This is a genomic window from Virgibacillus halodenitrificans, from assembly GCF_001878675.1.
Lineage (GTDB): Bacteria > Bacillota > Bacilli > Bacillales > Amphibacillaceae > Virgibacillus_Q > Virgibacillus_Q halodenitrificans.
Genome location: NZ_CP017962.1, coordinates 1554690 through 1578850, shown reverse-complemented (window position 1 = coordinate 1578850; position 24161 = coordinate 1554690). Strand labels below are relative to the sequence as shown.

Genomic DNA, 24161 nt, shown 5'->3' with positions numbered 1-24161 from the left:
GGGATAGAAGTTCATTCAGCAAAGTTTATTCTGTTTCATCTAAATTATGGTGAATATCTTGCACATCTTCGTTTTCTTCGAGAGTCTCAATTAAAGTGAACATTTTACCTGCATCTTCTTCGGATAGTTTATTATAATTTTGTGGAATTAAAGTTACTTCAGAATCTTCAATTGAATACCCTTTTTCATTTAAATAATCTACAACTTCCTGATAAGCCTCAGGGGTAGTATAAATTTCGTATCCATCCTCTTGGGTAACGATGTCATCAGCCCCAGCTTCTAAGGCCTCAAGCGTTAATTCGTCTTCATCAATTTTAGCTTCCTCATTTGAAATCACGATATAACCTTTTCGATCAAACATAAAAGAGACACTTCCATTTTCCCCAAGATTACCGTCATTCTTTTTAAAAGCATGTCTGACCTCAGCGGCTGTTCTGTTTTTGTTGTCAGTTAAAACATGAACGATAACAGCAACTCCCCCTGGGCCATATCCTTCATACGTAAGCTCCTCAAAACTCGCACCGTCTAGAGTGCCTGTTGCCTTTTTTATCGCTCTGTCAATATTATCATTAGGCATATTATCTGCCTTTGCCTTTTCCACCGCTAATCTCAATGAGGCATTTGTGGAAAGGTCCCCGCCCCCTTGTTTTGCAGCAGTATATATATCTTTTGCGTGGCGCATAAAGATTTTCCCTTTTTTAGCATCCTGTGCATTTTTTCTTCTCTGTATATTCTTCCATTTAGAATGACCAGCCATAGGACATTCTCCTCTCTAGAAATTTCCTTTATTACTATACCAAAAAAAGGGATAAAAGTAAAAAAACCTTTGTAATACAAAGGTTTAATTTTTCATATTTAAAAAATCCTCCACTATGTTTTCCAAGTCATCTCCTCGATTTTTTGCTTTTAATCGAGCATCTAAATTCTTCATACGATCCCAATGAATATCATCTGTATATACAATAATTTCTTTTTCTGTATTAGGAAGGATTTCTCTTATGGTGGATTCAATCTTATTTACAGCAAAGTGATCTGTATGTTCCCTTTGCATCACTCCAACGATAATTCGCTTATCCGTCACTGCCACTTGTGCTTGGATAATATCCTTTTTATTCTGAAGTTCCTGAGAAAGCAAGATAGCTTCTTTATTGGTAAAGGCATCGGAATATCCGCCTTTATAATCTGCATCATTTACTTGTTCTTGCTCACTTTGTGGATAGCCGCCACGTTCTCCAATACTTGGTTCATCATAGTTTAATCTATCTTTTTGTTCCTGATCAGTTTCATAATGGATTGGTTGTGTGTTAGGATTTGTTTTATTCTCCCCTGATTCATCATTATTGTTTGAACAACCAATGGTAAATGCGAGTAGCACTATACATGGAATTAGACCGTATTTAAGCATAATATAACCTCCCTTCTCCAATAGTTTGGATCCGAGAGGTTTTTTTACACTGTTAAATAAAGGAAATTACTTATTCCGTTTATATTGAGGTAATGGGTTTCGTTTATGCTCGGTTCTTCTGTGGAGGGACTCAATAACCTCTTTGTCTTTTTCAGGAATCTCTTCCCCATTTATATATGCATCAATTTTATCATAAGTAGTTCCCATTTCACTTTCATCTGTTTGCCCTTCCCAAAGGTCAGCACTTGGCTTTTTCTGTGCTACTTCTACCGGGACACCAAGATATGCAGCCATATCCCGCACTTCCTGTTTGGTGAAATCAACCAAAGGAAGAATATCTGCTCCTCCATCTCCATACTTGGTAAAATAACCCGTATACCATTCAGCAGCATTGTCTGTACCTACAACTAAATAATTATAATTTGTTGCTAACGCGTAAAGTGTACTCATTCTTAATCTTGCCCTTAAATTCGCATCTGCTAATTGGTCATTTTGTTCAATAAAGGTATCGTTCTTCATCAGTTGATTTTTGATTTGGTCATACATTGTTTGATGTGTATTTGATAAATCAATGGTGAGTGAACTAATATCACAGCCTTCGACTACTTTTTTTGCATGGTTTAAATCTGTTTCTTTTGTATGAATCGGCATTAACACACCTAAAGAATCATCTGGAAAAGCCCTTTTAATTAAATGAGCAACTACGGCTGAATCTAAACCACCACTTACACCAACTACTAATCCATTAACTCCTGCCTTATTGACTTGGTCTCTTAGCCACTGCACAATATTTTCCACATGCTTTTCCACTTTATCCGCTCCTTTATATTTGTTCCGTTGTTTATTGTATCACTTTGTTAGTGTAATTTGAAAAGAGTTTGCGTCTCTCCCATTGTTTTTCCATTTGTTTTAAGTGCCTTCCTACTTCTCCTGGCTTCTCTGATACGCTGTGCAATGTTTCTCTCATTAAATCACTTGGCACATTGATAGCGGCTAACCATAACTTGTGCTCTTTCTCTTCAACCATCTGATATGAAAATAATTCTTCAAGATTCCAATTTATATATGGTAAAAAGCGTTGACCTAGTTGAATATAATCATATATTTGTGAAGTACATTCTAGAAGGTCGAAATCAATCATAAAGACTTCGTCAGCATTGTTTTTTATAAAATTGTGTGAAGCGACGTCCCCGTGGATCCATCTTCCTTTTTTTCTTCCGGAATAATCGCACTGATCCCAAGAGTAGTCTGATAAGCGATAAAATTGTTTCACCGTTGTTTGTACTATATCCTTATGCAAATTTTTCAAACCATATTTAGCGAATATATTCTCTGTTTTTTTAAATTCCTCCAACCTTTTATACCATCTTATTATGACATTATTTTTAATTAAAGGTTGCTCAATATATATATTCTCAGCTTGAGCATGAAACTTTTTTAATGTAGCTACAGCACTTCCTCGATCATGCTTAAATCTGTAATTTAAATGTTCTCCTTTGATATAAGGAGCTATAGTCCAAATTTGGTTATTTTTTTTAATAATTTTTTGGCTGTTAGGAAATGCAATAAACGGAATCACTGGATTGTTAGAAAAATTATCAAAAAACTGCCACTGTTGATCGACTATTTTTTTTCGTAAATGACGTTTTATAATATATTTTTCACCATTAGTATCTGTTACTTTAAAAACATTCTTTTTGATATTAATAGCAGAGTATACTTCTAATTCTCCCTCCTCAAATAAAAAAGAAGAGAGACGATTAACAATCTCGTCTCTTTCCTTTTTATTATTCATTTTCTGATCCTTCCTCATTCTTTCGATTATAACCCTGATATGGATATCCTGGTGGCATAGGATAGTTGTCATTCATGTTGGTTGCTCCATATTGAGGTGGGAAAAGATTTGTCTGGGGCATTGTATTTCCTTGATAAGGTGGTTGGAAATTAGGTTGTGGAGGTGTCATATTCTGGTGTGTGTTCTGGAATTGGTGATGCTGGGTTTGATAACTAACATTAGAATAGTTGTTTTTATCATTACAACCACAATCACTATGTTGCGGCTGCATATGCATTGGCATTCCACCAGGCATTGGCATCATTGGAGCACTTGCAACATTAGCCATCATCGGAAACGGTGTTGGTGGATAGCACGGATGAACAAAATGACAACACATTGGTACAAAATGGGCTGGCGCTGGTTGGGGTACTGGTTGAGGTACTGGTTGGGCTACCGGTATTTCTGCTGGTGATTCATCAGATACTGATTCATGATGTTCATGACTATAATAAGGCATTTCCGGAAAATTTATTGTAGTATAATTTTGAAATTCTTGTTCAAATGTTGGCTGCTGCACGATAGGCTGTGGAGGCATTGCAGGCATTTTCGGCATCTGAGGTAATGGCTTCACAGGCATTTCTGGTTTAATCATTTTCTTTTTCTCCTTATCATCTTCTTTTATTACTGGTAAAGGTTTAGGCGAAACATCCTTAAAAGGCTGTTTTACCATTTCCTTAGGCATTTCTTTTTTTGGCATCTGTGTCTTCTTTACTGTCTTTGAAGAACTAGGTATCTTTATCTTCATACCAGGCATAATCATATCTGGACTTGATAGGTGGCTGTTCAAACCTTTAACCTCTTCGAAATCCACTCCATATTTTTGTGAAATATCCCACAAGGTATCTCCTTTTTGAACAATGTGTATCTTCAAGACGAATCAAACTCCTTTCATTAATAACTCTGGGCTAATTACTCTCTATCAACATATGCATGTAACGCATAAAAGTTGAAACATATTTATTAAAATATAAATAACCGCCCTCTATTCCTCATAGAGAGCGGTTGTTAATTCCGATATTAAACATTTAATTGATAAACAGGGTATGTACCAAGAATAGTTACCTTGCAGCCAAGTGCTTCTAATTCAGCCTTTACTCCAGGAAATAATACATCATCATACTGCTGATTAACATCTACAATAAAAAAGTAATTACCTAAACCAGTTTTCATCGGCCGTGATTCAATCTTTGAAAGGTTCATCTTTCTCCAGGCAAAAGCGGCCAATACCTGATGAAGAGCCCCAGCGAAGTCACTGGGCAAAGTTATTAGCAGGCTTGTTTTCTCTGCAGTAGCTTCATGTTTAATATGTACTAGCTCTTTTTGTTTTGAAAGTACAATAAAACGCGTATGGTTGTTTGGATAATCATGAATATTTTCTTGAAAAATTCGTAAGCCATATTCTTTTGCTGCAAGCTTATTACCAATCGCTGCAATAGGTTTAAATTGTTCACTTACTATTTCGGCAGCCTTCCCAGTCGAAGATGTGTATTCTATCTTCCCATTTGGGATTTGCTGGTGTATATATTGGTGGCATTGTGCAATTGCATGACTGTGTGAATGTATTTCTGTTATATCATCTACAGAACCGGAAAATTCAGGATGTACTAACAAATGCTGTTCAATTGGAACTACGATTTCCGCCATAATTGGCAACCTCACTTGATGTACAAGATAATCTACTGTCAATTGCACTGTACCTTCAATTGCGTTCTCCAATGGAACAACACCGATATCTATCGTATCCTCCTCTACAGCATCAATGCATTCTGGAATAGTCGCAAAACCTTCTTTATACTCCCCATTAAAAGCAATGTCCACTGCCAATTTTGTAAATGTTCCTTTCGGTCCTAAATAACCTATCGAGATAGACAAAACCTCTCCCCCTATTCCTCTAAAACTTTAAATCGTAATTTTTATTCAATAAACTCAAATTCATAATCTAACAGTCGGATCGTATCCCCATCCTTTGCTCCACGTTTTCTTAAAGCTTCATCAACTCCCATACCTCTCAGTTGACGTGAGAATCGTTGAACTGCTTCGTCTCTGGCAAAATCAGTCATCTTGAAAAGCTTTTCGATTTTGTCTCCACTTAAAACATACGCACCATCATCATCTCTGCTAATTTGAAATGGTGCATCTTCTTTTTGATAGCGATAGATTACTTTTTCATCGTTTTCTTCTAATTCCGGTGCACTCTTTGGAATACTTTCAAGCATATCCGCAATTGCAAACAAGATATCCCTAACTCCCTCTTTAGTAAGAGCAGAAATCTCATATACAGGAATTTCACTGTCTATTTTCGTTTTAAAAAGTTCTAAATTTTCAGAAGCGCCAGGCATGTCCATTTTATTAGCAGCTATTATCTGTGGCCTTCTCATTAAGTTCATATCATATTCAGTTAATTCCTTATTGATCTTAATATAATCATCATAAGGATCTCTACCTTCTGTACTCGCCATATCAATTACATGCACAATTACTCTGGTTCTCTCTACATGTCTTAAAAATTGATGACCTAAACCTATCCCTGCATGGGCTCCCTCTATCAAGCCCGGTAAATCTGCCATTACAAAGCTTCGTTGATCACTTGTATCTACCATACCGAGATTTGGCGCAAGTGTGGTGAAATGATAATCAGCAATTTTAGGTTTTGCAGCACTAACTACAGACAGAAATGTAGATTTCCCCACACTCGGAAAGCCGACAAGACCAACATCTGCAATCAGTTTTAGTTCAACCTTTATATTTCTTTCTTGTCCAGGCTCCCCATTTTCTGCCATATCTGGAGCCGGATTACGAGGGGTTGCAAAGCGGGTATTTCCGCGACCACCTCTACCTCCTTTTACGATTACTGCCTGTTGGCCATGGGTGGTTAAATCTGCGATAACCTCTTCTGTCTCTTCATCAACCACTGTTGTACCCGGGGGCACAGGTACAATGAGAGGTGCAGCATTTTTTCCATGTTGCGTCTTACTCATTCCGTTTTCTCCACGTTTACCTTTAAAATGGCGATTATAACGAAAATCCATTAACGTGTTTAATCCTTCATCAACTTTAAAAACGATATCAGCACCATTACCGCCATCTCCACCTGCTGGACCGCCCTTTGGAACATACTTTTCTCGCCTATATGCCACAAGGCCATTTCCACCATCTCCAGCTTTCACATAAACACTTACCTGATCTACAAACATACTTTCTCACCTCATACATTTATGGAATAAGAAATTGACAAGCTATCCCTTCATTATTTTCGGAGATATTTTGTTCATATTCCCAATTCATCGATTTCAATTTTCGTTTAATTTCTTCTTTATGTGCTTTTGTTTTTATACGTAAAAATACGTTAGCATTATTGTTTTCTTCCGCCTCATTTAGCTGAAGCAATATCTCAATAAGCTCGGTTCCATCCGATTCCTCAACAATACAAGAAATGATGTTTTCGAGATGATTCTTCAATATTACATCTATTTGACTTAAATTTCTATTTTGAACATGAATGTTATATTCCAAACGCAAATACTCATATCTACTGTTAAACTCAATTAACCATATAGAAAGCGAAGGGGCGTTTAGACTCATTAATTTTCTCTCATTTTCATAATGATTGAAACAACTTTGAACTTTAGATTCTACTTTTTCTAGTTTTCCCATACTCAAATACCCTTGAATGAGTTGCAGATGATTCATTAAGTCATGCCTGTAATGTTGCAGTAATTTTACGACCTGTTCCTCGTTCATCTTTTTCCCTCCATATTAGTAAAAGTATAGCAGAAAAAAAAGGAAAGTTCATGTTTTGTTCAAAAACTAGCTAGATAGTAAACACAGAAGTAGTGAAAAATGAATCTTTCCCCCTTAGGTATACATCCCCAGCTAACATCTGTTATTTTAAATGAAGAATTACGTTTATTCTCCATAGATTTCGACGGTTCTCATTCTAATTAACATGTTAAATTATAAACATTCGCTCACAAACTTTCATTTACTTCGCAGTTGGAGAAAACTGTGACATAGTGTAAGAACAATTAATAGCATAGCGGAGGTAATGCCGGAGAACAAATTAATCGGCAGGAGATCAAGACTATCCGCCGGAGAGCAAATTAATCAGCGGTAGAGCGAAAATTTAGGCACTAGCTATATTGGAACTGTTCCGAAACGGGCGATTTCAAACAAACAAGTTACGTCGCAATATATATAAATTATGAATTACTTTAATATCCCTAATCATATATTATGCTGTCCAATATAAAAACCCTAGCCGAAAAATCGGCTAGGGTTTTATACATTATGCCTCTTGTGCAACTGGATATACACTTACCTTTTTGCGATCTCTACCATAGCGTTCAAATTTCACAACACCATCTGTTTTAGCAAAAAGTGTGTCATCACCACCGCGTCCTACATTTTCACCTGGGTAAATCTTTGTACCGCGTTGACGGTAAAGAATAGAACCACCAGTAACAAATTGGCCATCAGCACGTTTGGCACCCAGGCGTTTGGATTCAGAATCACGGCCGTTCTTCGTACTACCGGCACCTTTTTTCTGTGCGAAAAATTGCAGATCTAAACGTAGCATTGTTTTGCACCTCCTTACTTATTATGAATTTTTATAAAGTTGCTATATTCTGCCTCAATTGATATTAAAGATACCAACATACCTTCAAATAATAGCTGAACTTGCTTCATTTTTTCATATGAGATGGAATCCGGAATGGTAACATAAAGATACCCACCTTCATCTCCCTGCTCTATCTCAAGCTCTACATCACATAAAGTCAATACAGCATTAACAGATCCAATAGTGACCGCTGAAACTCCGGCACATACTAAATCATATCCATATGGACCACTCTGGGCATGTCCAGTTAGCTTAAAGGCTGTAATATCACCATTCGAACGATAAACCGTCGTATGAATCATATTCAGATCCCTTATTATGCATTGATTTTGTCAATCACTAGTTTAGTGTAAGGCTGACGATGACCTTGCTTACGATGGTAGTTCTTCTTTGGCTTAAATTTAGTAACAGTAATTTTCTTTTGACGGCCATGCTTTTCAACTTTAGCTGTAACAGTTGCACCATCAACAAATGGAGCTCCTACTTTAACATCATCTCCACCAACGAAAAGTACTTTGTCAAATGTAATAGAATCATTTGCATCTGCTGCAACTTTTTCTACGTAAATTTCTTGTCCTTCGACAACCTTTACTTGTTTACCACCTGTTTCAATAATTGCGTACATATCTTGCACCTCCTTAAAAACTCAGACTCGCCATCAAGGTACTCGTAATGAGTTTAAAACCTTTTTTGAGCGGTTGTAGCACTGGTGCTACGATGAATAACGTACTAATATTATCATAATGTATGAGACTCTGTCAACAAGTGGAAGGATAATTCCTTATGTCATATAATCCGTAATCTCCCCTACTGTCTTAGAATAACTTTTGTCATGAAAGAAACTATGTAAACAGTCATTTTCATCAATTGACTTACGTCTGTTTCCAGGAAAGACAACATAGATGGCATGCTTGCGATCACGGAAAAATTTTGAAAAAACATCAAGAACCATTGTCTCGTGAGAAACTACGATTGAATTACTACCAATTTTGCTTGGTCCGTTATAGTACCTACTCATTAAGAAACGAATAAAAACATAATAGCGTTGTTTCCATTCATTTCTATTTTCCATAAATAAAAATAAAAGTAGTAAAAAGGCACTTAACGTAAATGGAAAGAAGACTAATTGGATTACTAAAAAAATTATACTTATTATCATAGAAACTAATAGAGTAGAATAATAAGCCTTTCTAAATGGGAAAACAAGTGATTGACATTGAAGTAACAGCTTCCCACCGTCCAATGGCCAGATTGGCAGTAAATTAAATAATAAAATCACTGTATTATAATAATACGCCAAATCCAATACTGAATTGGGCAGCAATTGGAATTCGTTGCAAACAATTAACCCGAGGTAAATTATCACATGTTGAAAGGGTCCTGCGAGAGTTACAATCACTTCTTCCTTGGCAGGTCTGGTTGAATGCTCTTCAACATCCATAACCCCACCAAAGACCCAGAGCATAATTTGTTTTATTCTCCAGTCGTGTATAACCGCAGCAATATAATGACCTAATTCGTGAAAAAATACAATAGCCAAAATAATTGATAATTCCATAAATGTACCTGTTAGCATAGAAAGTATAATAAATATCATCAATACAGGATGAATGTTTATTCTCGGAAAGTACCTAATCAAGTTGGTCCACCCTGATCACTTTAACAGGATCAATATACTCATTATCCTTCTCGATCGAGAAATATACAGTCTTATTTTCACTAGTGGGGGAAAACTTGCCAATAGAATCGTTACTATTAATAAATTGATAAAGGTGTACATCGATTGAGCTTAAATAACCGTATTTTGATTTACTGCCATCTGCATGTTGCACAATAACCGTGTTATCTGTTTCGTTGTCTTTCCCAGCAAATATTACTACTCCTTCACGAAGTGTTACAACATTATCTGCTTTTCCCGGTTGTATTTTTATCCCTTTTCCATTCACCTGAAAATTCTCTGCCACGTCACCATGGACTGGTAGAGAAAGTATTTGATTACCCTCATCTTGTTTATCTGTGTCTGGTGTCAGTGCCAAAGGAGTTCCAAAAGTATCTTGGTACCATAGCTGCACTTTTGCAAAGGGAAACTCTTCCTTTAAAACTGCACTTGTCCATTCTTTTGGTGTTTCAAAACCAGTTGCCTTTGTATTCCATACATACGCAACACCAAAAAACAATAAAATGGACAACATTCCTTTGAGAATAAATCCGGTCAATACTTTATTTTCACTTTTATGCGATATGTCAGCTTCAGCAATTACCGGAAAATAGCCGTGCTTTTCTTCATCTTGGGGAAATGATGGCTTAATTGATTTTTTAGTTGCTTGTTGCTGATAAGGCAAACCACGAAGTTTTCTTCTTTGCTCAATTGATTGACGAACTTTCTTGACTCCTCTACTCATTGGCCTCACATTCCTTCATATCTTTTGTACAAGTGTATGTACGAAAAGCTGCAGATATGAAAAAAAGGTGGAGGGTTGTCTTATTTCCCTTCACCTTTCTTCTAAATCGAAGCTATCTATATATTTTGTATCAAACTAAGCAATTTGTGGTAAGTTTTTAATTTTTACAGATAACTTAACGTGTTCAAAGGGTTAAGCCCTCATCCCAAAAAATTTCTTTACTTTATATAAAACACCTTTTTCATCCTCTAATGATTGAAGAGGGACGGTTTCACCAAGGATTCTTCTTGCAATATTTCTATATGCAATGGATGCCTTGGAATTTGGTTGAAGTGCCACAGGCTCTCCCTTATTAGATGCTTTTATAACTTCATCATCATCAATTACAATACCAATCAAATCAATGGAGAGTACTTGTATAATTTCATCAATCTCAAGCATATCTCCATTCTTCATCATATGATTACGGATACGATTAATAATTAATCTGGGCGACTCCATATCTTCTTTTTCCAATAATCCTATAATACGATCCGCGTCTCTTACACTGGATTTCTCAGGAGTAGTTACCACAATTGCTTTATCTGCTCCCGCTACAGCATTCTGAAATCCTTGTTCAATTCCAGCAGGACAATCGATTATAATATAATCATACTCCTGTTTTAACTCTGATATAATCTGTTTCATCCCATCGGTTGTTACTGCAGATTTATCACTTGTTTGAGCCGCCGGTAATAAAGATAGATAGTCAAATCGCTTATCTTTAATTAATGCTTGTTTTAATTTGCAGCGTTCTTGGATTACGTCAACAATGTCATAAATAATGCGATTTTCCAGTCCCATTATGACATCAAGATTTCGCAAGCCAATATCTGTATCTATTAAACAAACTTTTTTCTCCATAAGCGCTAACGCTGTTCCTATATTGGCAGATGTAGTCGTTTTACCAACGCCGCCTTTACCAGAAGTGATAACAATAGCTTCACCCATTTTGCATTCTCCTCTCAAACCCGCTTAATACTTGTCGTTTATGCGAAAGAACCTGCAGCCGATCAATAACTATTTTATCCTGCTCTTCGTCGACAAGACCACATTCCATATAAACACCATCTGCTTCGTAATCAGGTGCACGGCTTATATAATCAGCAATTCTTAGTTGGTTTGGTTTCATAAAGGATGCTGCAATAAAAGCCTGTCTATCCCCAATAGAACCTGCATGAGCAATGCCATGTAAATTACCCATTATGTAAATATTACCTGTAGCTACTACTTTGCCTCCAGGATTAACATCTCCAATTAATAGTAGATCACCAGTCACTTCAAGAACTTGCCCTGAGCGAATAACTCGGCTGACAGCTTGTATGTCACTATGCTCTTTCCATCGTAATGCTTCTTCCCTGCGAATAACGGATGATTCAATTGATTCAACGATAAACCGATGATCTTTTGTTATAATATCCGTTAGTTCCTTTTTCTGCTGCTCTGTTAAAAATCGGTTCCCTAATTGGACCTTTACAGATACAACAGGTTCATTTTCTTTCGGACTACTTTCCGCAATTGTTGCATGCAATTCATTGACTACAAGATCATATGAACAAACTTCGTCTATGAACAATGTCAACCCGTCTCTAGTCCCTTTGATCGTGATTAACTGCTTCTTATCAAGCATGATAAGCTCACCTCATTATATTTATAGCGAATTGTTACTGAATAGCTGGTCTCTTCCCCATCTCGTAAGGCGTTTAACAAATATAGGATATAGAAACAATAGAAACACCAAATTTAATAGTAACGTAGGTAGTAAACGGTATAATAAGTAATCTTTCCAGACCATGCTTGCTATACCAGCCACTGTATAAATAACATTTATAGCAATATCTGCTAAAGATAACCCAACTATTCCTAATAGAATACTTACAAAGACATTCCCATGTAACATTTTTTTTAACCCATGTATTACATATATAACAAGCGCATAGGAAAACATATATACCCCAAGTACTCCTGTATACACAATATCAATCAGTAACCCGAAAATAAATCCATAAAGTACTGAATAATATGTATCTTCCTTATCGTAAAAAATAGCGATGAGGACTAAAAACATGAAGACCCAATGTGGAACAATTAACAGATTTCCTGTAATCAGACTTGGTGGTAACAGTTCCAGCGCAACCCCCTCCGAGACCAGAAATAAAAAGAGGAAAAAAGGTAAAAATAAACGTTTCATTATTCCTCCTCCTTATCTTCTGTCTTCTCATCGGTTGCTATGGAACGGTCCACCACCATCACTTGATTAATTTCATACATATCAGCAGCTGGTTCAATTAAAGCCGTTTTTGTTAACCCATACTTATCTGGGGCTGTTTCCTTTACTGTACCAATCGGTAGTCCTGCTGGGAAAACGCCCCCCATACCTGAGGAAAACACTAACTCTCCCTCTTTCACATCCTTGTCAGATTTTTCGATAATACGAAATAACAGTGAATTGCTTTCTTCATCAAAGCCTTCAATCATTCCAACGATATTCTTACCTTCGCCCTTCTCTCTTGAAATCGTAGCAGAAATTCGATTGAATTGATCAAAGCCGGTTAACAATTTAACTGTTGAGGTAAATTGAGATGGTGTCTGGACCTTTCCTACCATGCCATCTGCCGTAATCACAGCCATATTAGCCTTGACCCCATCTTGTTTTCCTTTATTAATAGTTACCTGTTCGATCCACCTCTCCGGAGATCGTGACATAACGGTTGCCTGAATAGGCTCATAATCACGTAAGGACTCTGACTCTTTCAAATCAAGTAAATTTCTTAGTTCTTTATTCTCTTCCTTTATTTCCTGTACTTCATAAATAAGCCCTTTATACTGGGATAATTTCTCCTTAAGAATTTGATTTTCTTTATAAGTATCTCTAAAGTCGTCAATATTTGTAAATATATCTGAAACAAATTCAACCGGAGCATAAATGATATGCTGTGCCCATCCCACAGTATCATTCACGAATTGCTCTGCAGTAGTCAGGTTGCTTCTTTCTTTCAGAGAGAAACCTATTAATGCAACCAGGACAATCACCCCGATCAGGATGATGAATAATTTTTTGTTCGAGAAAAATGCCATGTGAACACCAGCTTACTTTGTTATAGGATGAGCGGATACATTCGGATGGGAACGGAAATGTTGAATGTATTCCAAAGATTTACCAGTACCGAGGGCCACACTTTCAAGTGGATCTTCGGTTACAAAAACCGGCATTTTTGTCTCATCACTAATTACTTTATCGATGTTTTGTAACAAGGAACCACCACCGGATAATACGATACCCCGATCCATAATATCGGCGGCTAATTCAGGCGGCGTCTCCTCGAGTGTATTTTTAACCGCTTCAACGATCGCTTCTACAGTATCGTTTAATGAACTTGCTATTTCACTTGCGGTAATTGTTATGGTTTTAGGTAAACCGGTTAATAGATCACGTCCACGAATATCCATTTCGACATCTTCATTTACTTCTCCAGCTACACCTATATCAAGCTTCACCGATTCTGCAGATCTTTCTCCAATCATTAAATTGTAATTTTTACGTATATAATTCATAATTGCTTCGTCCATGTCATCACCAGCTGTACGAATAGATTTACTAGTTACAACACCCCCCAGTGAAATAACCGCAACCTCTGTCGTACCTCCGCCAATGTCTACAATCATACTTCCAGTAGGCTCCCATACTGGTAAACCCGCTCCAATAGCAGCTGCAAAGGGTTCAGAAATAGGAAACGCTTCTTTAGCACCAGCTTGTTTCGTTGCATCAATTACAGCTCGTTCTTCTACCATCGTAATTCCAGAAGGCACACATACCATTACATTTGGTTTTTTTGCAAACATAGAACGGTTTTTCATTGCTTTTTTAATATAATATTTCATCATCGCAGCAGTTGTATCATAATCAGCAATAACCCCGTCTCTCATTGGTCTTACGACTGTGATGTTACCGGGTGTTCTACCAATCATATTACGAGCAGAACTTCCAACTGCTTCGATATCACCAGTTTGATTATTTTTAGCTACCACGGAAGGCTCAGAAACTACCACACCTTTTCCTTTGACGAAAACCAGCGTGTTAGCAGTACCTAAATCAATTCCTAAATCCTGTGAAAAATTAAAAATTCCCAAAAATATCTTCCTCTCCAAAACAAACACTGTATATTATTTAGCTTAACTATATCGATTCATTTTATGTGTTGCAAACATGCACGTATATTATCACATACGAAAGAAGAAAGTAAAATGTAACTATCCATAGGAATAAGCGCCAATTTCTTGTATATAATGAAAATGGCGCTTATGTGCGTGTTTCTATATAATTATACGAAAAAAATTATAAAATAGATAGTATTACAGGTATCATATTTTAGGTTGTTTCTACTTCTCACGCTTTAAAAATAAATATTTCATCAAATTTAACTAAATTTCCATCTTTATACCACACTTTATTTACATTCCTTTGTTAAACTAAATTACTACTAAATAAGTATATCATTGGGAGGTTCATTTTAATGGATATTTATAATGTGGCATTAAAAGATAAATTAAATCTCTTTGAAATTAGCATTCTCGTTCAGCTTGAAAAAAATAAAAATCACTTTATAAGAATTGAAGAAATAAGCGATGATATTTTGACACAAAGCTATATTAGAAAGTATATTTATGGTTTAGTAAAAAAAGGGTATGTAATGAAACATTTTAGTAAATATCGCATTAACGATTTTCCATTAACGTGTACAAATGGGCAAACATAGATTTTTATAAAGAATAAAACTAAAGGCTCTTAAGAATTCATTAAGAGCCTGGTATTTAGCCTACTGGTAAATCAGATATAATGCTTACGCTAATTAAATTACAATTAGTGTAATTTCTTTTTTTAAAATACCTATATTCTTTCGGTTAATTTCCGACTTTTTCGCACCTTTTATAAGACATATCTCTCCCATAAATATTTCTCAAGTTTGAGCATTTCGAAAATCTATCTATTATAAATATCCCTTTTCTTTTAAGGAAACAAATTTTCTATCTCCAATGATAAGGTGATCTAATAATTCAATGCCAATCATTTTTCCTGACTCAGTCAATCTTCTAGTTACCTGGATGTCTTCCTGTGATGGAGTAGTTGATTATCAAGAGTAAACTATTAAAAATCCATTAAAATCAATACTTTCACTTTGAGAACATGTATTTAAAGTAAATAACAATTAAAGCCTGTATCTTAGTTATCACTTGAGATACAGGCTTTTTATTTATTCGTTCATATAATTAAACAGTTTGCCTAAAAAATCATCGCTAATGGTTAATTGATACTGTTTTTCAACGAGATTTCGAAGTTCCATAACGAGAAGCAAAGAGTTCTTATAGGCTTCATATAGTTCTAATTCATTTAATCGGGCAGTAGTCTTTTTAAACTTTTCATAGTTTTCAGGACTAATTTCTTTTTCAAGATTCTTTGTCATATTAAACCAATTATCGGCATTTTCTTCCGCAATTCGAATGAGTTGTAGTATATTTTTTTGTAATTGAGATAAAAGTTCCAGTGAACGTGCATTTTCCCCTCTTTTAAGAACATTAATCCCCATTAACCATAGGTTGGAAAAATTATTCAATAAAAAATTTACGTTTTCTTCTGTAAGTCTATTTGGTCCCGGACCTTCCAACTCTGATAAATACAATTCTAGTTGTCCTGTTTCATCATAAATAAACATTGCTTTTGTGTCAGGAATGTAGCCTGATTCTTTGAATGAAGGAATAATATTCATTTCGTTTTCGGAAAGGAAATGAAATTCACCACGTATTAGATTTTCAAAAATTACTACTTCCGTACCGTACTCATTTTGATAGAGTAAAGTGTAGGAAGCGACTTCATTTAGCCATTTTGCTGAATCAAAGGTGGAAATTGTATCATCTTTTAGAAAAACGTAATATTCTATATCAGAGTATTGATCTCCCTCTCCTTTTGTAAAAGAGCCATACATCATACAAGCAGATATTCGTTCATCTGACTGGACAAGTTCCTTAACCCTTGCCATTAGTTCCTTTTGTTTTAACAATTCGATTCCTTCTTTCTTTATTTTGATTCAGGGAGAAATAAAAAATCCTCCCAAATAATGTTGGAAGGATTAGTCATGTCACTTTTTAAGACACTCAAATAAAACTATTTAGCCTTTTTAGCTATTCAGTCTTACATTTATTTAGTATATGGAAAAATGGGCAGACTAATCCTAAGTTTTTAAACTGAAATATACTATTTCATTTGTTAAAAATTAGATTAGTTCTTCATTGTCCACCCATCTCTCCTTTCGATTAATAGTATATTAATTTTAACACTTCAAAGTTCAAAGCACAAGTTGGTGAAACTCATAGATTAACTATTCTCTAATGTACAAATCTCCGTATAATTTTTGGATCTGGTTCCTTAATCTTATATTTTCCTCTTCTAATTCCTTTACTCTTGTTTTTAAGGTTTTAATAAGGACTTCTTCAGAACGGGAGCTTTTCTTGGGTTTTGATATTACATTTTCTGTTTGCTGTTTTCGGAGAGATTCAATCCTTTGCCTAATATCATGTTCCTTATAAAGCCATGATTTAGAAACATTAGCTTCCTTTGCAACTGTGTTAAAATTAATAGTCTTACCTTCAAGCGATAGTTTAGAGATAACCTTGTCTACATTTTCTCTAGTCCGCCTGGACTTTTGCTTTGCCAAACGCACAATTTCCTCTGTATTTCGTACCTGTTTAACCATCTAACTAATCCCCTTCAGGCTGCCAATTATTTGCTCTAGTCGCTCTTTAACACGGTTATTAGTCTCTATTTGCCTTTGCCATTGCTTTTCCTTAGCGACTGCCAATAACTCCTCAGTACGATTTAACTGTTCCTCATGCTGCGATAAAAACTGCTTACTTGTACAAAAATGAGTACAATCTAAACAAGCATTGGCGTGTGGACAAGAACCTGCTATTACTGGTAATCGGCAATAACCATTTGGAAGAACTTGTGCATTAATATTTTTCTTGAACCATTGAAGATCAACATCATCGACTTCATTGTCATTATCTAACTCAATTATATCTCCATTATTAGTTACCAGTTTTTCTTTGAATTTTGTAAATTCAGCTTTAAGGGTTTCATCAAAAATATGAGCATATCTGCTTGTCATTTCAGGACTTTCATGACCCAAAAACTTTTGTACAATATGCTGCGGTACTCCGTTATTAATCATTCTTGTTCCTACTGTATGGCGAAAGGCATGGGCATGGAATCTATAAATCTCGCCTGATTTATCGACTATTTTTTGCTCATAAGCTAATTTGTTTAACTCGTCTCTAAATGTTTCTTGTTTTAATGGCGATCCATCTTTTCTTGGAAAGAGGTATTCACTATCTGGAAACTCCCATGAAACTTTATCTTCCCGAACTTTAATCAATAAAGCTACCTCTTTTGATATTGGAACTATATGCTCCTTTTTCATTTTCCATTGATAATACTTTAAAAAGTAATCTCCATCTTTGTCCTCTAATAGACAACCTTTTTTCAAGGTGCACAATTCGCTTATCCTCATCCCACATTCTTGGACTATCATAGTCATCGTAGCTATATATTCGGGTAATTTATCAAGATGACTGTTCAATTGCTCCAGAACGTATTCATCTATAAAACGAGGTTTTGCTCTCGGTATTTTGGGATAGTCTTCTGGATAGATTAACACCTTGGAAGGAATATCATTCCATTCTAGCCTTAGAAGGGTACTAAATAGTCCTTCCAATATAGAGATCCTCCCAGTTATTGTGCTAGGCTTTATCCCCATCATATTTAATTCGCTTAAATATGCTTCAATTTCCATTCTCGTTAATTGGTTTATTCTCTGAACGTGTTTAAAATTCATGTCCAAGAAATTAAAGAACTCTTTAAGTTTTTGGGCGATATCACATACATAGGAAAAGCTATCCGTATTTAATCTCAATTTACAATATCTTTTTACGAGTTGTTTAAAATACGTATTGCGAACCCCTTTAAAGTTAATTACATATTCATATTGTGTCGGATTAACCTTATCATCTGGCAAAGGTAACTTACGTCTATCCCAAATGTCTTTATCCCACTCCTCCCCATCAAAATAAAAGTCCTCATAAAACTCCATAAATTGTTTTAAATTAGTAACATAGTAAGAATTAGCTTCTACAGCTATTTTTTCTTGATTAGCAGTAATCTTATAATTAGTAGTGGTAATTCTAACACCCTGTTCTGTCAAATATGTCCTATATTCCGTCATTGCTTTTTTAATAGGAACTTCAGTAATTGAAGTAATGTTAGGATACTTTAAATCTAAAAAATCTAACATTCTATTAATTACAGTTCCTTTTCTAATCCATACAGTTTTTGCATTCCATATTCCATTATTTAAATGGTAAAAATAAAAATATTTCAATTCTGTTCTTAACCACAGATTTTTAACACGTTCAAAACGAACCCACCGATTTCTTAAAGTAGGGTTCTTACTTAATTCTATGGCAGAAGGATGCGGACATTTCCTTATATCCCAACTATTATTAGCCCAAAATCCCTGCAATTCTTCATTCATTGCAGCTATTTTCTTACTGATCTCACTCTGACTGATAATTTTCCTTTTACTAGAATCATTCATTTCTTATGTTCCTTTCTCTCAAGATATTTATTAAACTCATTTTTCATATCTTGATCTGAAAGATGAACATAGGTATTTAACGTTGTTTGAACATGTGCATGGCCCAACCTCTTTTGAACGTGTGCAACATCCCATCCATCCCTAATTAGCTGCGTTGCATGAGTGTGGCGTAGCATATGCGGCGTAAACTCTATTCTAGTTCTTTTAACTATTCTTCTAACTAGATCAAGAACACTTTGGTACTTTAGTGGTTTTCCAAAATAGCCTTCTTTTAAAGAAATAAAAACATAATCATGCTCCAAGTCCTCACCATACTCATATACCAAATAATCTGTATAAAGTGCCATAAGTTCTTTACTCACATGTATTGTTCTTTCCTTCCTTAATTTAATATAGGCCTCATTAACATTAACGTCTCTGGGTGTTAAATGGATTTGATTGTCCCAAGTGGCAATATCCTCAAGCCTTAGCGATAACACTTCACCGATTCTTAAACCACCCTCATACATAAGCATTAAAATTAATTTATCCCTCTTCGTATGACAAGCATCAATAATTTGCTTAACTTCCTCTGATGTTAGTGTTCTTATCTGCTTCTTTTTAACCCTTAACTTTAAGACATTCTTTTGATATTTACCCTTATTAATATGATGTAAAAACCCCTTAAAATTTCTCCCCTTTGCTTGTTTAAATACATCAATTGACTTAAATTCTCCTAATCTACTTGAATATTCCAGATAACTCATAACAGCATTTAAAATTGTATTCACTGTCGTTTCTTCTCTTATGGCTTCTTTTGACTGGAGATCAATTACATTTGCTGCTGTTGGGTATCTCAACCAACCTACAAAATCTGCTAATTTCTCAAAGTTAATATCATTAAGGGTAATCCCCCTCTGTTCCATAAACTCATATAGCAACTTTAAATGATAGCAGTATGCTTTAATGGTATTTGGTGACTTACCAGTATTATCTAGATATTTTATAAACCTCATTATTGGTTCTATTACCTGATATTCTTCATCTAGCAATAAATACAATGGATATGGCTTATTCTCCACTTTTATCCTTTGAACCTTCACATCCTCCCACCTCTTTAACCACTTTAACTACTATAAATTATAGACCTTGTTAATTTTTATTTAAAGTAAAAACCTCCCTAATATCCCCCTCCTAAACTACTTTAACTACTATTATTCATTATACTATGGATAATGGGTCGCCGGATGGATGGTTATGTGCTACAATAATTGAAGCAGCTGATCGTTTTACAGCTTCACGATATACTTCCCGTGGATGAACAATCGAGGCATTAAGACTACCAATGAAAATAGTTTGTCTGTGGATAATTTGATTTTTCGTGTTAAGGAACAAAACTACAAAATGCTCTTGATGAAGACTTCTCATTTCTTCCATTACGTAATCTGCTCCATCCTCCGGGGACCGAATTACATATCTTTCTACCGGCTTATAACGATTCATTCTTTTCCCGAGTTCTATAGCAGATAATATGAGGACTCCTTTTGCTTTACCGATTCCTTTAATTGCTGTTAATTCTTCAATTGTTGCATCATTTAATAATTTCAAACCTTCAAAGTGCATAAGGACTCGGTTAGCAAGCGCCATCACTGACTCTTCTTTCGTTCCACTTCCTAGTAAAATGGCTAGCAACTCCTGGTTAGATAAATGGCTCGCCCCATGGTTGATCAATCTTTCCCTTGGTCTGTCGTCTTTAGGGACATCTTTAATCATTAATGATTCCATTACCAATTTAAATACCTCCTTTCCATAGTTATATCATAGACATCAATTCACTATAGAACAAATCCGGAAAAAGAAAAATTACCAGGCAAAACATCAATGCATTTTATGTATTTCTAAAGCTATTTTAGAATTTCTCCATCCAGTAATTTATCAAAATTAAAAAACAGGCAAATTTAGCCTGTTTTTATTTGGATTCTAATTCTTTTATCGTCTTTTCATACGTAAGCCAGAGAGATAATAAAACTGCTTGCGCCTGATTGTTATTGCCTTCACTCAGCTTATTTAAATTTTCCTCCAGATGTGAATCCAAATGTGACAATTTTTCTGTATCTTTTGGAAAGCCATCAACTATTTGTTTCCAAGCTTTTGGTTCAAGCTCTTCACCTGCGGATAATAATTTCAAAGAGTTCTTCCATTCGTTCTGAAACTTTGCCAACCATTGATGTTCAACATTCGACAACTTAGTTTCAATCCCTTCTGTCTGCCATTCTTTCACATATACTTCTAACTCATTTTTTTTAAATTGCTGACTTAAATGGTTAGCTTGCGATTCTGTTTCAGCTATCCCCGCAAATAAGTGAAACCGCTTATCTTTCTCCCACACTACTGTAGGTATCTTTTTATTCTCATACTTTTCTTTCCATTCTAAAGCATTTGCTTCTTCACTAAATACACCTGCTTGAAGAACATATGCCTGTACACCTTCTACGTGGACTATTGATGACCCGTTTTGCAACTTTTGCTCCTCTTTGTCTTTTTCTATTGCAGAAATAGGAATGTCATCATTTCCTGAAGTTGCATCACTATCCAATGTTACAAACATTTTTAGCATAATTAGTCCTAAAACAGAGCCTATTAAGAGGGCTGAAAAAATTGGAATAATAACAGGTTTTATATATTTGCGCTTTAGTTTGTTCGCCATATTTTTATTTGTATTTGTTGTTAATCTAGCGAATGTTGGTACAGGTTCGTTTTCTTCTTGAACAGCAGCTTGTTCTTTTCTAAATAACTGGTTGGAGTGCTTACAGCTTGTCTCTTTCACCTTTATTTTTACTGGTTTACCGTTCTCCCATACAGTTATGACTCTTTGCTTATCTATTTCGCTCACCTCCGCTAGAATTAATTATACTTACTCTAGCATAGGAAAATTAAAAAGTAAGACGTAAATTGTCACATTACTAAAAAATAATTTCGCACAAAACGTCAACTTTCTTTATTTCTAAAAAATTCTCTAACTCTTGATATAAAATGCAATGAACCAGTAATAAAATAGATATGCTCACTATGTTGTATTTTTTTTATTGCTTCCTGCCAATCCTCAGTCATAAATTTATGCTTATGATTTGTCATTTCATAAAGTTTATCTGCTTTAGCTGCCCGTGGATGCTCAAAAGAGGTAAGGATTATAGAAGAAAAAGTAGTTTTTAATCTTTCTAGCATTGCAGAAAAATTTTTATCCTTAAATGCAGCAAAAATTAGATGCTTCGTATTATTTGGATAATATGCTTCTACCGTATCCAGAAAAGTCTCTATGCCTGCAACATTATGTGCGCCATCTACTATCACAAGTGGATGACTATTGACCACTTCAAACCTTCCTGGCAGCTTGGATATATTAAAAGCTTCCACTGTTTTGTCCATATCTATAGTAAAGTTCATTTGTTTAAGTAAATATAAACTCATAAAAGCAAGGGATGCGTTTTTTACTTGGTGTTTTCCTCTCATTTGAATGGTTAGGTTATACTGTTTCCCCAACCGAATCCAAGAGAAATGTTGATAATTGTCATCTATTACAATGTTACTGTAACTAAAATCTTTTCCTAATTTATATACTGCTGTTTGGACATTCTTCGCTTCTTGAAGTATGATCGTTTCAGCTTCAGTTGGTACTTGACCTATAATTGCTGGAACGTTCTTTTTTATAATTCCAGCCTTATGATAGGCTATTTCTTTTATTGTATTGCCTAAAAACTGCGTATGATCCTTTGCTATGTTTGTTATAATGGATAAGATTGGTTGAAAGCAGTTTGTTGTATCTTCTCTTCCCCCCATCCCTGTTTCAATAATAGCAATTTCTTTATTTTCATGAAAATACATAAAGGAAATTACTGTCAATATTTCAAATTCGGTGGGCATCTCTTCTTCACTATCTAAAACTTCAATGGCAGGATATAACCTATTAAATAGAGAAAGAAAAACTTGTTCCTTAATCGGGGCATCTCCATCCAGTATGTGACCTGGCAATCCATACATACTTGGAGAGGTAAATATCCCTACATTGTATCCGTTAGCCACCAACGCTCGCTGAATAAACTGAATGGTAGAACCCTTTCCATTCGTACCTGCAACATGAATTGCTTTAATTTTATCTTGGGGGTCCCCTACTTCTTTGAGAAGCTTTTTCATTCGGAATAACCCAGGTTTAATTCCTAAGCTTGCTCTCGAAGAAAAAAAAGCCTCTACTTGTTCGATTCGCTGAAACATATGTACACCACATTTCTTAATTAATATACTGTAGGTAAGTATAACAGAAAGGATAAGGACTATGAATTTACATGGATGGATAATATATAATGGAAGTTTAACAGGAAATAAGTTTCTTGATTATGCTGAGTGGATCCAACAAGCCGCTTATGCAAGAGGAAGTGAAACAACTATTTACAAAAATAATGAACTTAATCCCTACCTTGTCTCCGGGGAGTCAGGTCTAATTAAAAAGAAAGATGAAAAAATAGCAGATTACGTTGTTTTTGCTGATAAGGACATCTACTTGGCAAAACAGCTCGAATTAATGGGATTACATGTATTTAATTCTTCTCAAGCAATTGAAATTAGTGATGACAAAATTGCCACGTACCAGCACTTAGCAAAAACAGGATTACCAATTCCACGAACAATCGTATATCCGAAAGTTTTTATTACAACTCAACCTGATGAGGATGTAATTAACAATGCTATAAAATCTCTTGGCTTTCCTATGGTAGTAAAAGAGTCTTTTGGCTCTTTTGGTGAACAAGTTTATTTAATTCATACTAGAGAGGAACTATGGAACAAAGTGAATGAATTACTGGGAAAAGCATTTGTCTTTCAAGAATTTATTTCATCAAGTTATGGAAGAGATATGCGGCTTCAAGTAGTTGGTAATGAAGTAGTTGCAGCAATGAAGCGAGCGTCCAAAAATGATTTTAGAGCAAATGTTTCTGCTGGCGGTACAATGGAAGCGTACACCCCAACCAAAATAGAAAGGGAGATGGCTGTACAAGCAACAAAGTCAATTGGCGCGGATTTTGCAGGAGTTGATTTGTTATATGGAACAGATGGAACTCCCTTAATTTGTGAAATTAACTCTAATGCTCATATAAGGAACATGTACGACTGTACCAATATTAATGTAGCAGATTTTATTATGGATTATATATTAAATACATTAATTCAAGAATGAGGTTAA

The 24161-nt window shown here is 35.2% G+C and carries 27 protein-coding genes, 1 pseudogene and 1 other annotated feature; of the genes and pseudogenes, 2 read left to right on the top strand and 26 right to left on the bottom strand.

Features of this window, described 5'->3' with window-relative positions; all coding sequences use genetic code 11:
* Window positions 1–25 precede the first annotated feature (25 nt).
* From BME96_RS08245 to BME96_RS08160, 18 genes are all read right to left on the bottom strand, one after another.
* Window positions 26–757, bottom strand: a complete 732-nt coding sequence (locus tag BME96_RS08245; protein ID WP_019376822.1) for a YebC/PmpR family DNA-binding transcriptional regulator — start codon at window positions 755–757, stop codon at window positions 26–28.
* A gap of 84 nt (window positions 758–841) precedes the next feature.
* The gene (locus BME96_RS08240) at window positions 842–1405 is read right to left on the bottom strand and encodes a YhcN/YlaJ family sporulation lipoprotein (RefSeq protein WP_071648848.1); all 564 of its coding nucleotides are present in this window, start codon (window positions 1403–1405) and stop codon (window positions 842–844) included.
* Window positions 1406–1471: 66 nt separating this feature from the next.
* Window positions 1472–2215: an NAD(+) synthase gene (gene nadE / locus BME96_RS08235; RefSeq protein WP_019376820.1), complete on the bottom strand. Its 744-nt coding sequence runs from the start codon at window positions 2213–2215 to the stop codon at window positions 1472–1474.
* A 31-nt stretch (window positions 2216–2246) separates the two neighbouring features.
* The gene (locus tag BME96_RS08230) at window positions 2247–3200 is read right to left on the bottom strand and encodes a hypothetical protein (RefSeq protein ID WP_060678358.1); all 954 of its coding nucleotides are present in this window, start codon (window positions 3198–3200) and stop codon (window positions 2247–2249) included.
* On the bottom strand, window positions 3193–4113 hold the full coding sequence (gene safA / locus BME96_RS08225) for a SafA/ExsA family spore coat assembly protein (RefSeq protein ID WP_071648847.1): 921 nt from the start codon (window positions 4111–4113) through the stop codon (window positions 3193–3195). Before safA ends, BME96_RS08230 begins: the two co-directional genes overlap by 8 nt.
* 146 nt (window positions 4114–4259) lie before the next feature.
* The gene (gene pheA / locus BME96_RS08220; RefSeq protein ID WP_019376817.1) at window positions 4260–5114 is read right to left on the bottom strand and encodes a prephenate dehydratase; all 855 of its coding nucleotides are present in this window, start codon (window positions 5112–5114) and stop codon (window positions 4260–4262) included.
* A gap of 41 nt (window positions 5115–5155) precedes the next feature.
* Window positions 5156–6436 (bottom strand): GTPase ObgE, encoded by a 1281-nt coding sequence (gene obgE, locus BME96_RS08215; protein WP_071648846.1) that lies wholly within the window; start codon window positions 6434–6436, stop codon window positions 5156–5158.
* 19 nt (window positions 6437–6455) lie between these two features.
* Window positions 6456–6983 (bottom strand): Spo0B domain-containing protein, encoded by a 528-nt coding sequence (locus BME96_RS08210; protein ID WP_071648845.1) that lies wholly within the window; start codon window positions 6981–6983, stop codon window positions 6456–6458.
* A gap of 544 nt (window positions 6984–7527) precedes the next feature.
* Window positions 7528–7818: a 50S ribosomal protein L27 gene (rpmA, locus tag BME96_RS08205; RefSeq protein ID WP_019376814.1), complete on the bottom strand. Its 291-nt coding sequence runs from the start codon at window positions 7816–7818 to the stop codon at window positions 7528–7530.
* 14 nt (window positions 7819–7832) lie between these two features.
* Window positions 7833–8162 (bottom strand): ribosomal-processing cysteine protease Prp, encoded by a 330-nt coding sequence (locus BME96_RS08200; RefSeq protein ID WP_019376813.1) that lies wholly within the window; start codon window positions 8160–8162, stop codon window positions 7833–7835.
* A gap of 14 nt (window positions 8163–8176) precedes the next feature.
* Window positions 8177–8485 carry a 50S ribosomal protein L21 gene (gene rplU, locus BME96_RS08195; RefSeq protein ID WP_019376812.1) on the bottom strand — a complete coding sequence of 103 codons (309 nt, stop codon included), beginning with the start codon at window positions 8483–8485 and terminating at the stop codon, window positions 8177–8179.
* A 13-nt stretch (window positions 8486–8498) separates the two neighbouring features.
* Window positions 8499–8570 (bottom strand) — a sequence feature (ribosomal protein L21 leader region).
* A gap of 71 nt (window positions 8571–8641) precedes the next feature.
* The gene (locus tag BME96_RS08190) at window positions 8642–9499 is read right to left on the bottom strand and encodes a site-2 protease family protein (RefSeq protein ID WP_083547438.1); all 858 of its coding nucleotides are present in this window, start codon (window positions 9497–9499) and stop codon (window positions 8642–8644) included.
* Window positions 9492–10262: a M23 family metallopeptidase gene (locus BME96_RS08185; protein ID WP_071648844.1), complete on the bottom strand. Its 771-nt coding sequence runs from the start codon at window positions 10260–10262 to the stop codon at window positions 9492–9494. The genes BME96_RS08190 and BME96_RS08185 overlap by 8 nt, the downstream gene beginning before the upstream one ends.
* Window positions 10263–10454: 192 nt before the next feature.
* On the bottom strand, window positions 10455–11252 hold the full coding sequence (minD, locus tag BME96_RS08180; protein ID WP_019376809.1) for a septum site-determining protein MinD: 798 nt from the start codon (window positions 11250–11252) through the stop codon (window positions 10455–10457).
* Complete coding sequence (minC, locus tag BME96_RS08175) at window positions 11245–11931, bottom strand: septum site-determining protein MinC (protein WP_019376808.1); 687 nt, start codon at window positions 11929–11931, stop codon at window positions 11245–11247. Before minC ends, minD begins: the two co-directional genes overlap by 8 nt.
* Before the next feature lie 21 nt (window positions 11932–11952).
* Complete coding sequence (mreD, locus tag BME96_RS08170) at window positions 11953–12492, bottom strand: rod shape-determining protein MreD (RefSeq protein ID WP_172675239.1); 540 nt, start codon at window positions 12490–12492, stop codon at window positions 11953–11955.
* Window positions 12492–13379, bottom strand: coding sequence for a rod shape-determining protein MreC (gene mreC, locus BME96_RS08165; protein WP_071648843.1), 888 nt, complete (start codon window positions 13377–13379; stop codon window positions 12492–12494). Before mreC ends, mreD begins: the two co-directional genes overlap by 1 nt.
* A gap of 12 nt (window positions 13380–13391) precedes the next feature.
* The gene (locus BME96_RS08160; RefSeq protein WP_019376805.1) at window positions 13392–14432 is read right to left on the bottom strand and encodes a rod shape-determining protein; all 1041 of its coding nucleotides are present in this window, start codon (window positions 14430–14432) and stop codon (window positions 13392–13394) included.
* A gap of 383 nt (window positions 14433–14815) precedes the next feature.
* Between BME96_RS08160 and BME96_RS08155 the strand changes: the two genes are divergently transcribed.
* Window positions 14816–15058, top strand: coding sequence for a hypothetical protein (locus BME96_RS08155; protein ID WP_071648842.1), 243 nt, complete (start codon window positions 14816–14818; stop codon window positions 15056–15058).
* Between the two features lie 231 nt (window positions 15059–15289).
* On the opposite strand, the pseudogene BME96_RS19565 reads toward BME96_RS08155, so the two are convergent.
* From BME96_RS19565 to BME96_RS08115, 8 genes and pseudogenes are all read right to left on the bottom strand, one after another.
* A pseudogene (locus BME96_RS19565) lies at window positions 15290–15424 on the bottom strand (JAB domain-containing protein); the annotation flags it as partial.
* Window positions 15425–15553: 129 nt separating this feature from the next.
* On the bottom strand, window positions 15554–16357 hold the full coding sequence (lnu(G), locus tag BME96_RS08145) for a lincosamide nucleotidyltransferase Lnu(G) (protein ID WP_002333496.1): 804 nt from the start codon (window positions 16355–16357) through the stop codon (window positions 15554–15556).
* 318 nt (window positions 16358–16675) lie between these two features.
* Complete coding sequence (locus BME96_RS08140) at window positions 16676–17050, bottom strand: DUF6262 family protein (protein WP_071648841.1); 375 nt, start codon at window positions 17048–17050, stop codon at window positions 16676–16678.
* The gene (locus tag BME96_RS08135) at window positions 17051–18949 is read right to left on the bottom strand and encodes a tyrosine-type recombinase/integrase (RefSeq protein ID WP_031911636.1); all 1899 of its coding nucleotides are present in this window, start codon (window positions 18947–18949) and stop codon (window positions 17051–17053) included.
* Window positions 18946–20031 carry a tyrosine-type recombinase/integrase gene (locus BME96_RS08130; protein ID WP_071648840.1) on the bottom strand — a complete coding sequence of 362 codons (1086 nt, stop codon included), beginning with the start codon at window positions 20029–20031 and terminating at the stop codon, window positions 18946–18948. The genes BME96_RS08135 and BME96_RS08130 overlap by 4 nt, the downstream gene beginning before the upstream one ends.
* Window positions 20032–20149: 118 nt before the next feature.
* Complete coding sequence (radC, locus tag BME96_RS08125) at window positions 20150–20713, bottom strand: RadC family protein (RefSeq protein ID WP_071649979.1); 564 nt, start codon at window positions 20711–20713, stop codon at window positions 20150–20152.
* A 184-nt stretch (window positions 20714–20897) separates the two neighbouring features.
* The gene (locus BME96_RS08120) at window positions 20898–21821 is read right to left on the bottom strand and encodes an SPOR domain-containing protein (protein ID WP_156035974.1); all 924 of its coding nucleotides are present in this window, start codon (window positions 21819–21821) and stop codon (window positions 20898–20900) included.
* 95 nt (window positions 21822–21916) lie between these two features.
* On the bottom strand, window positions 21917–23197 hold the full coding sequence (locus BME96_RS08115) for a bifunctional folylpolyglutamate synthase/dihydrofolate synthase (RefSeq protein WP_071648838.1): 1281 nt from the start codon (window positions 23195–23197) through the stop codon (window positions 21917–21919).
* A gap of 61 nt (window positions 23198–23258) precedes the next feature.
* Between BME96_RS08115 and BME96_RS08110 the strand changes: the two genes are divergently transcribed.
* Window positions 23259–24155, top strand: a complete 897-nt coding sequence (locus BME96_RS08110; protein ID WP_019376800.1) for an ATP-grasp domain-containing protein — start codon at window positions 23259–23261, stop codon at window positions 24153–24155.
* Window positions 24156–24161: the final 6 nt, after the last annotated feature.

Excerpts from the sequence above, each read along its gene's own strand:
- BME96_RS08245 (WP_019376822.1), bottom strand. The coding sequence starts at position 757 with ATGGCTGGTCATTCTAAATGGAAGAATATACAGAGAAGAAAAAATGCA.
- BME96_RS08240 (WP_071648848.1), bottom strand. The coding sequence starts at position 1,405 with ATGCTTAAATACGGTCTAATTCCATGTATAGTGCTACTCGCATTTACC.
- BME96_RS08230 (WP_060678358.1), bottom strand. The coding sequence starts at position 3,200 with ATGAATAATAAAAAGGAAAGAGACGAGATTGTTAATCGTCTCTCTTCT.
- obgE (WP_071648846.1), bottom strand. The coding sequence starts at position 6,436 with ATGTTTGTAGATCAGGTAAGTGTTTATGTGAAAGCTGGAGATGGTGGA.
- BME96_RS08210 (WP_071648845.1), bottom strand. The coding sequence starts at position 6,983 with ATGAACGAGGAACAGGTCGTAAAATTACTGCAACATTACAGGCATGAC.
- rpmA (WP_019376814.1), bottom strand. The coding sequence starts at position 7,818 with ATGCTACGTTTAGATCTGCAATTTTTCGCACAGAAAAAAGGTGCCGGT.
- BME96_RS08200 (WP_019376813.1), bottom strand. The coding sequence starts at position 8,162 with ATGATTCATACGACGGTTTATCGTTCGAATGGTGATATTACAGCCTTT.
- rplU (WP_019376812.1), bottom strand. The coding sequence starts at position 8,485 with ATGTACGCAATTATTGAAACAGGTGGTAAACAAGTAAAGGTTGTCGAA.
- BME96_RS08185 (WP_071648844.1), bottom strand. The coding sequence starts at position 10,262 with ATGAGTAGAGGAGTCAAGAAAGTTCGTCAATCAATTGAGCAAAGAAGA.
- minD (WP_019376809.1), bottom strand. The coding sequence starts at position 11,252 with ATGGGTGAAGCTATTGTTATCACTTCTGGTAAAGGCGGCGTTGGTAAA.
- minC (WP_019376808.1), bottom strand. The coding sequence starts at position 11,931 with ATGCTTGATAAGAAGCAGTTAATCACGATCAAAGGGACTAGAGACGGG.
- mreD (WP_172675239.1), bottom strand. The coding sequence starts at position 12,492 with ATGAAACGTTTATTTTTACCTTTTTTCCTCTTTTTATTTCTGGTCTCG.
- mreC (WP_071648843.1), bottom strand. The coding sequence starts at position 13,379 with ATGGCATTTTTCTCGAACAAAAAATTATTCATCATCCTGATCGGGGTG.
- BME96_RS08155 (WP_071648842.1), top strand. The coding sequence starts at position 14,816 with ATGGATATTTATAATGTGGCATTAAAAGATAAATTAAATCTCTTTGAA.
- BME96_RS08140 (WP_071648841.1), bottom strand. The coding sequence starts at position 17,050 with ATGGTTAAACAGGTACGAAATACAGAGGAAATTGTGCGTTTGGCAAAG.
- BME96_RS08135 (WP_031911636.1), bottom strand. The coding sequence starts at position 18,949 with ATGAATGATTCTAGTAAAAGGAAAATTATCAGTCAGAGTGAGATCAGT.
- radC (WP_071649979.1), bottom strand. The coding sequence starts at position 20,713 with ATGGAATCATTAATGATTAAAGATGTCCCTAAAGACGACAGACCAAGG.
- BME96_RS08115 (WP_071648838.1), bottom strand. The coding sequence starts at position 23,197 with ATGTTTCAGCGAATCGAACAAGTAGAGGCTTTTTTTTCTTCGAGAGCA.
- BME96_RS08110 (WP_019376800.1), top strand. The coding sequence starts at position 23,259 with ATGAATTTACATGGATGGATAATATATAATGGAAGTTTAACAGGAAAT.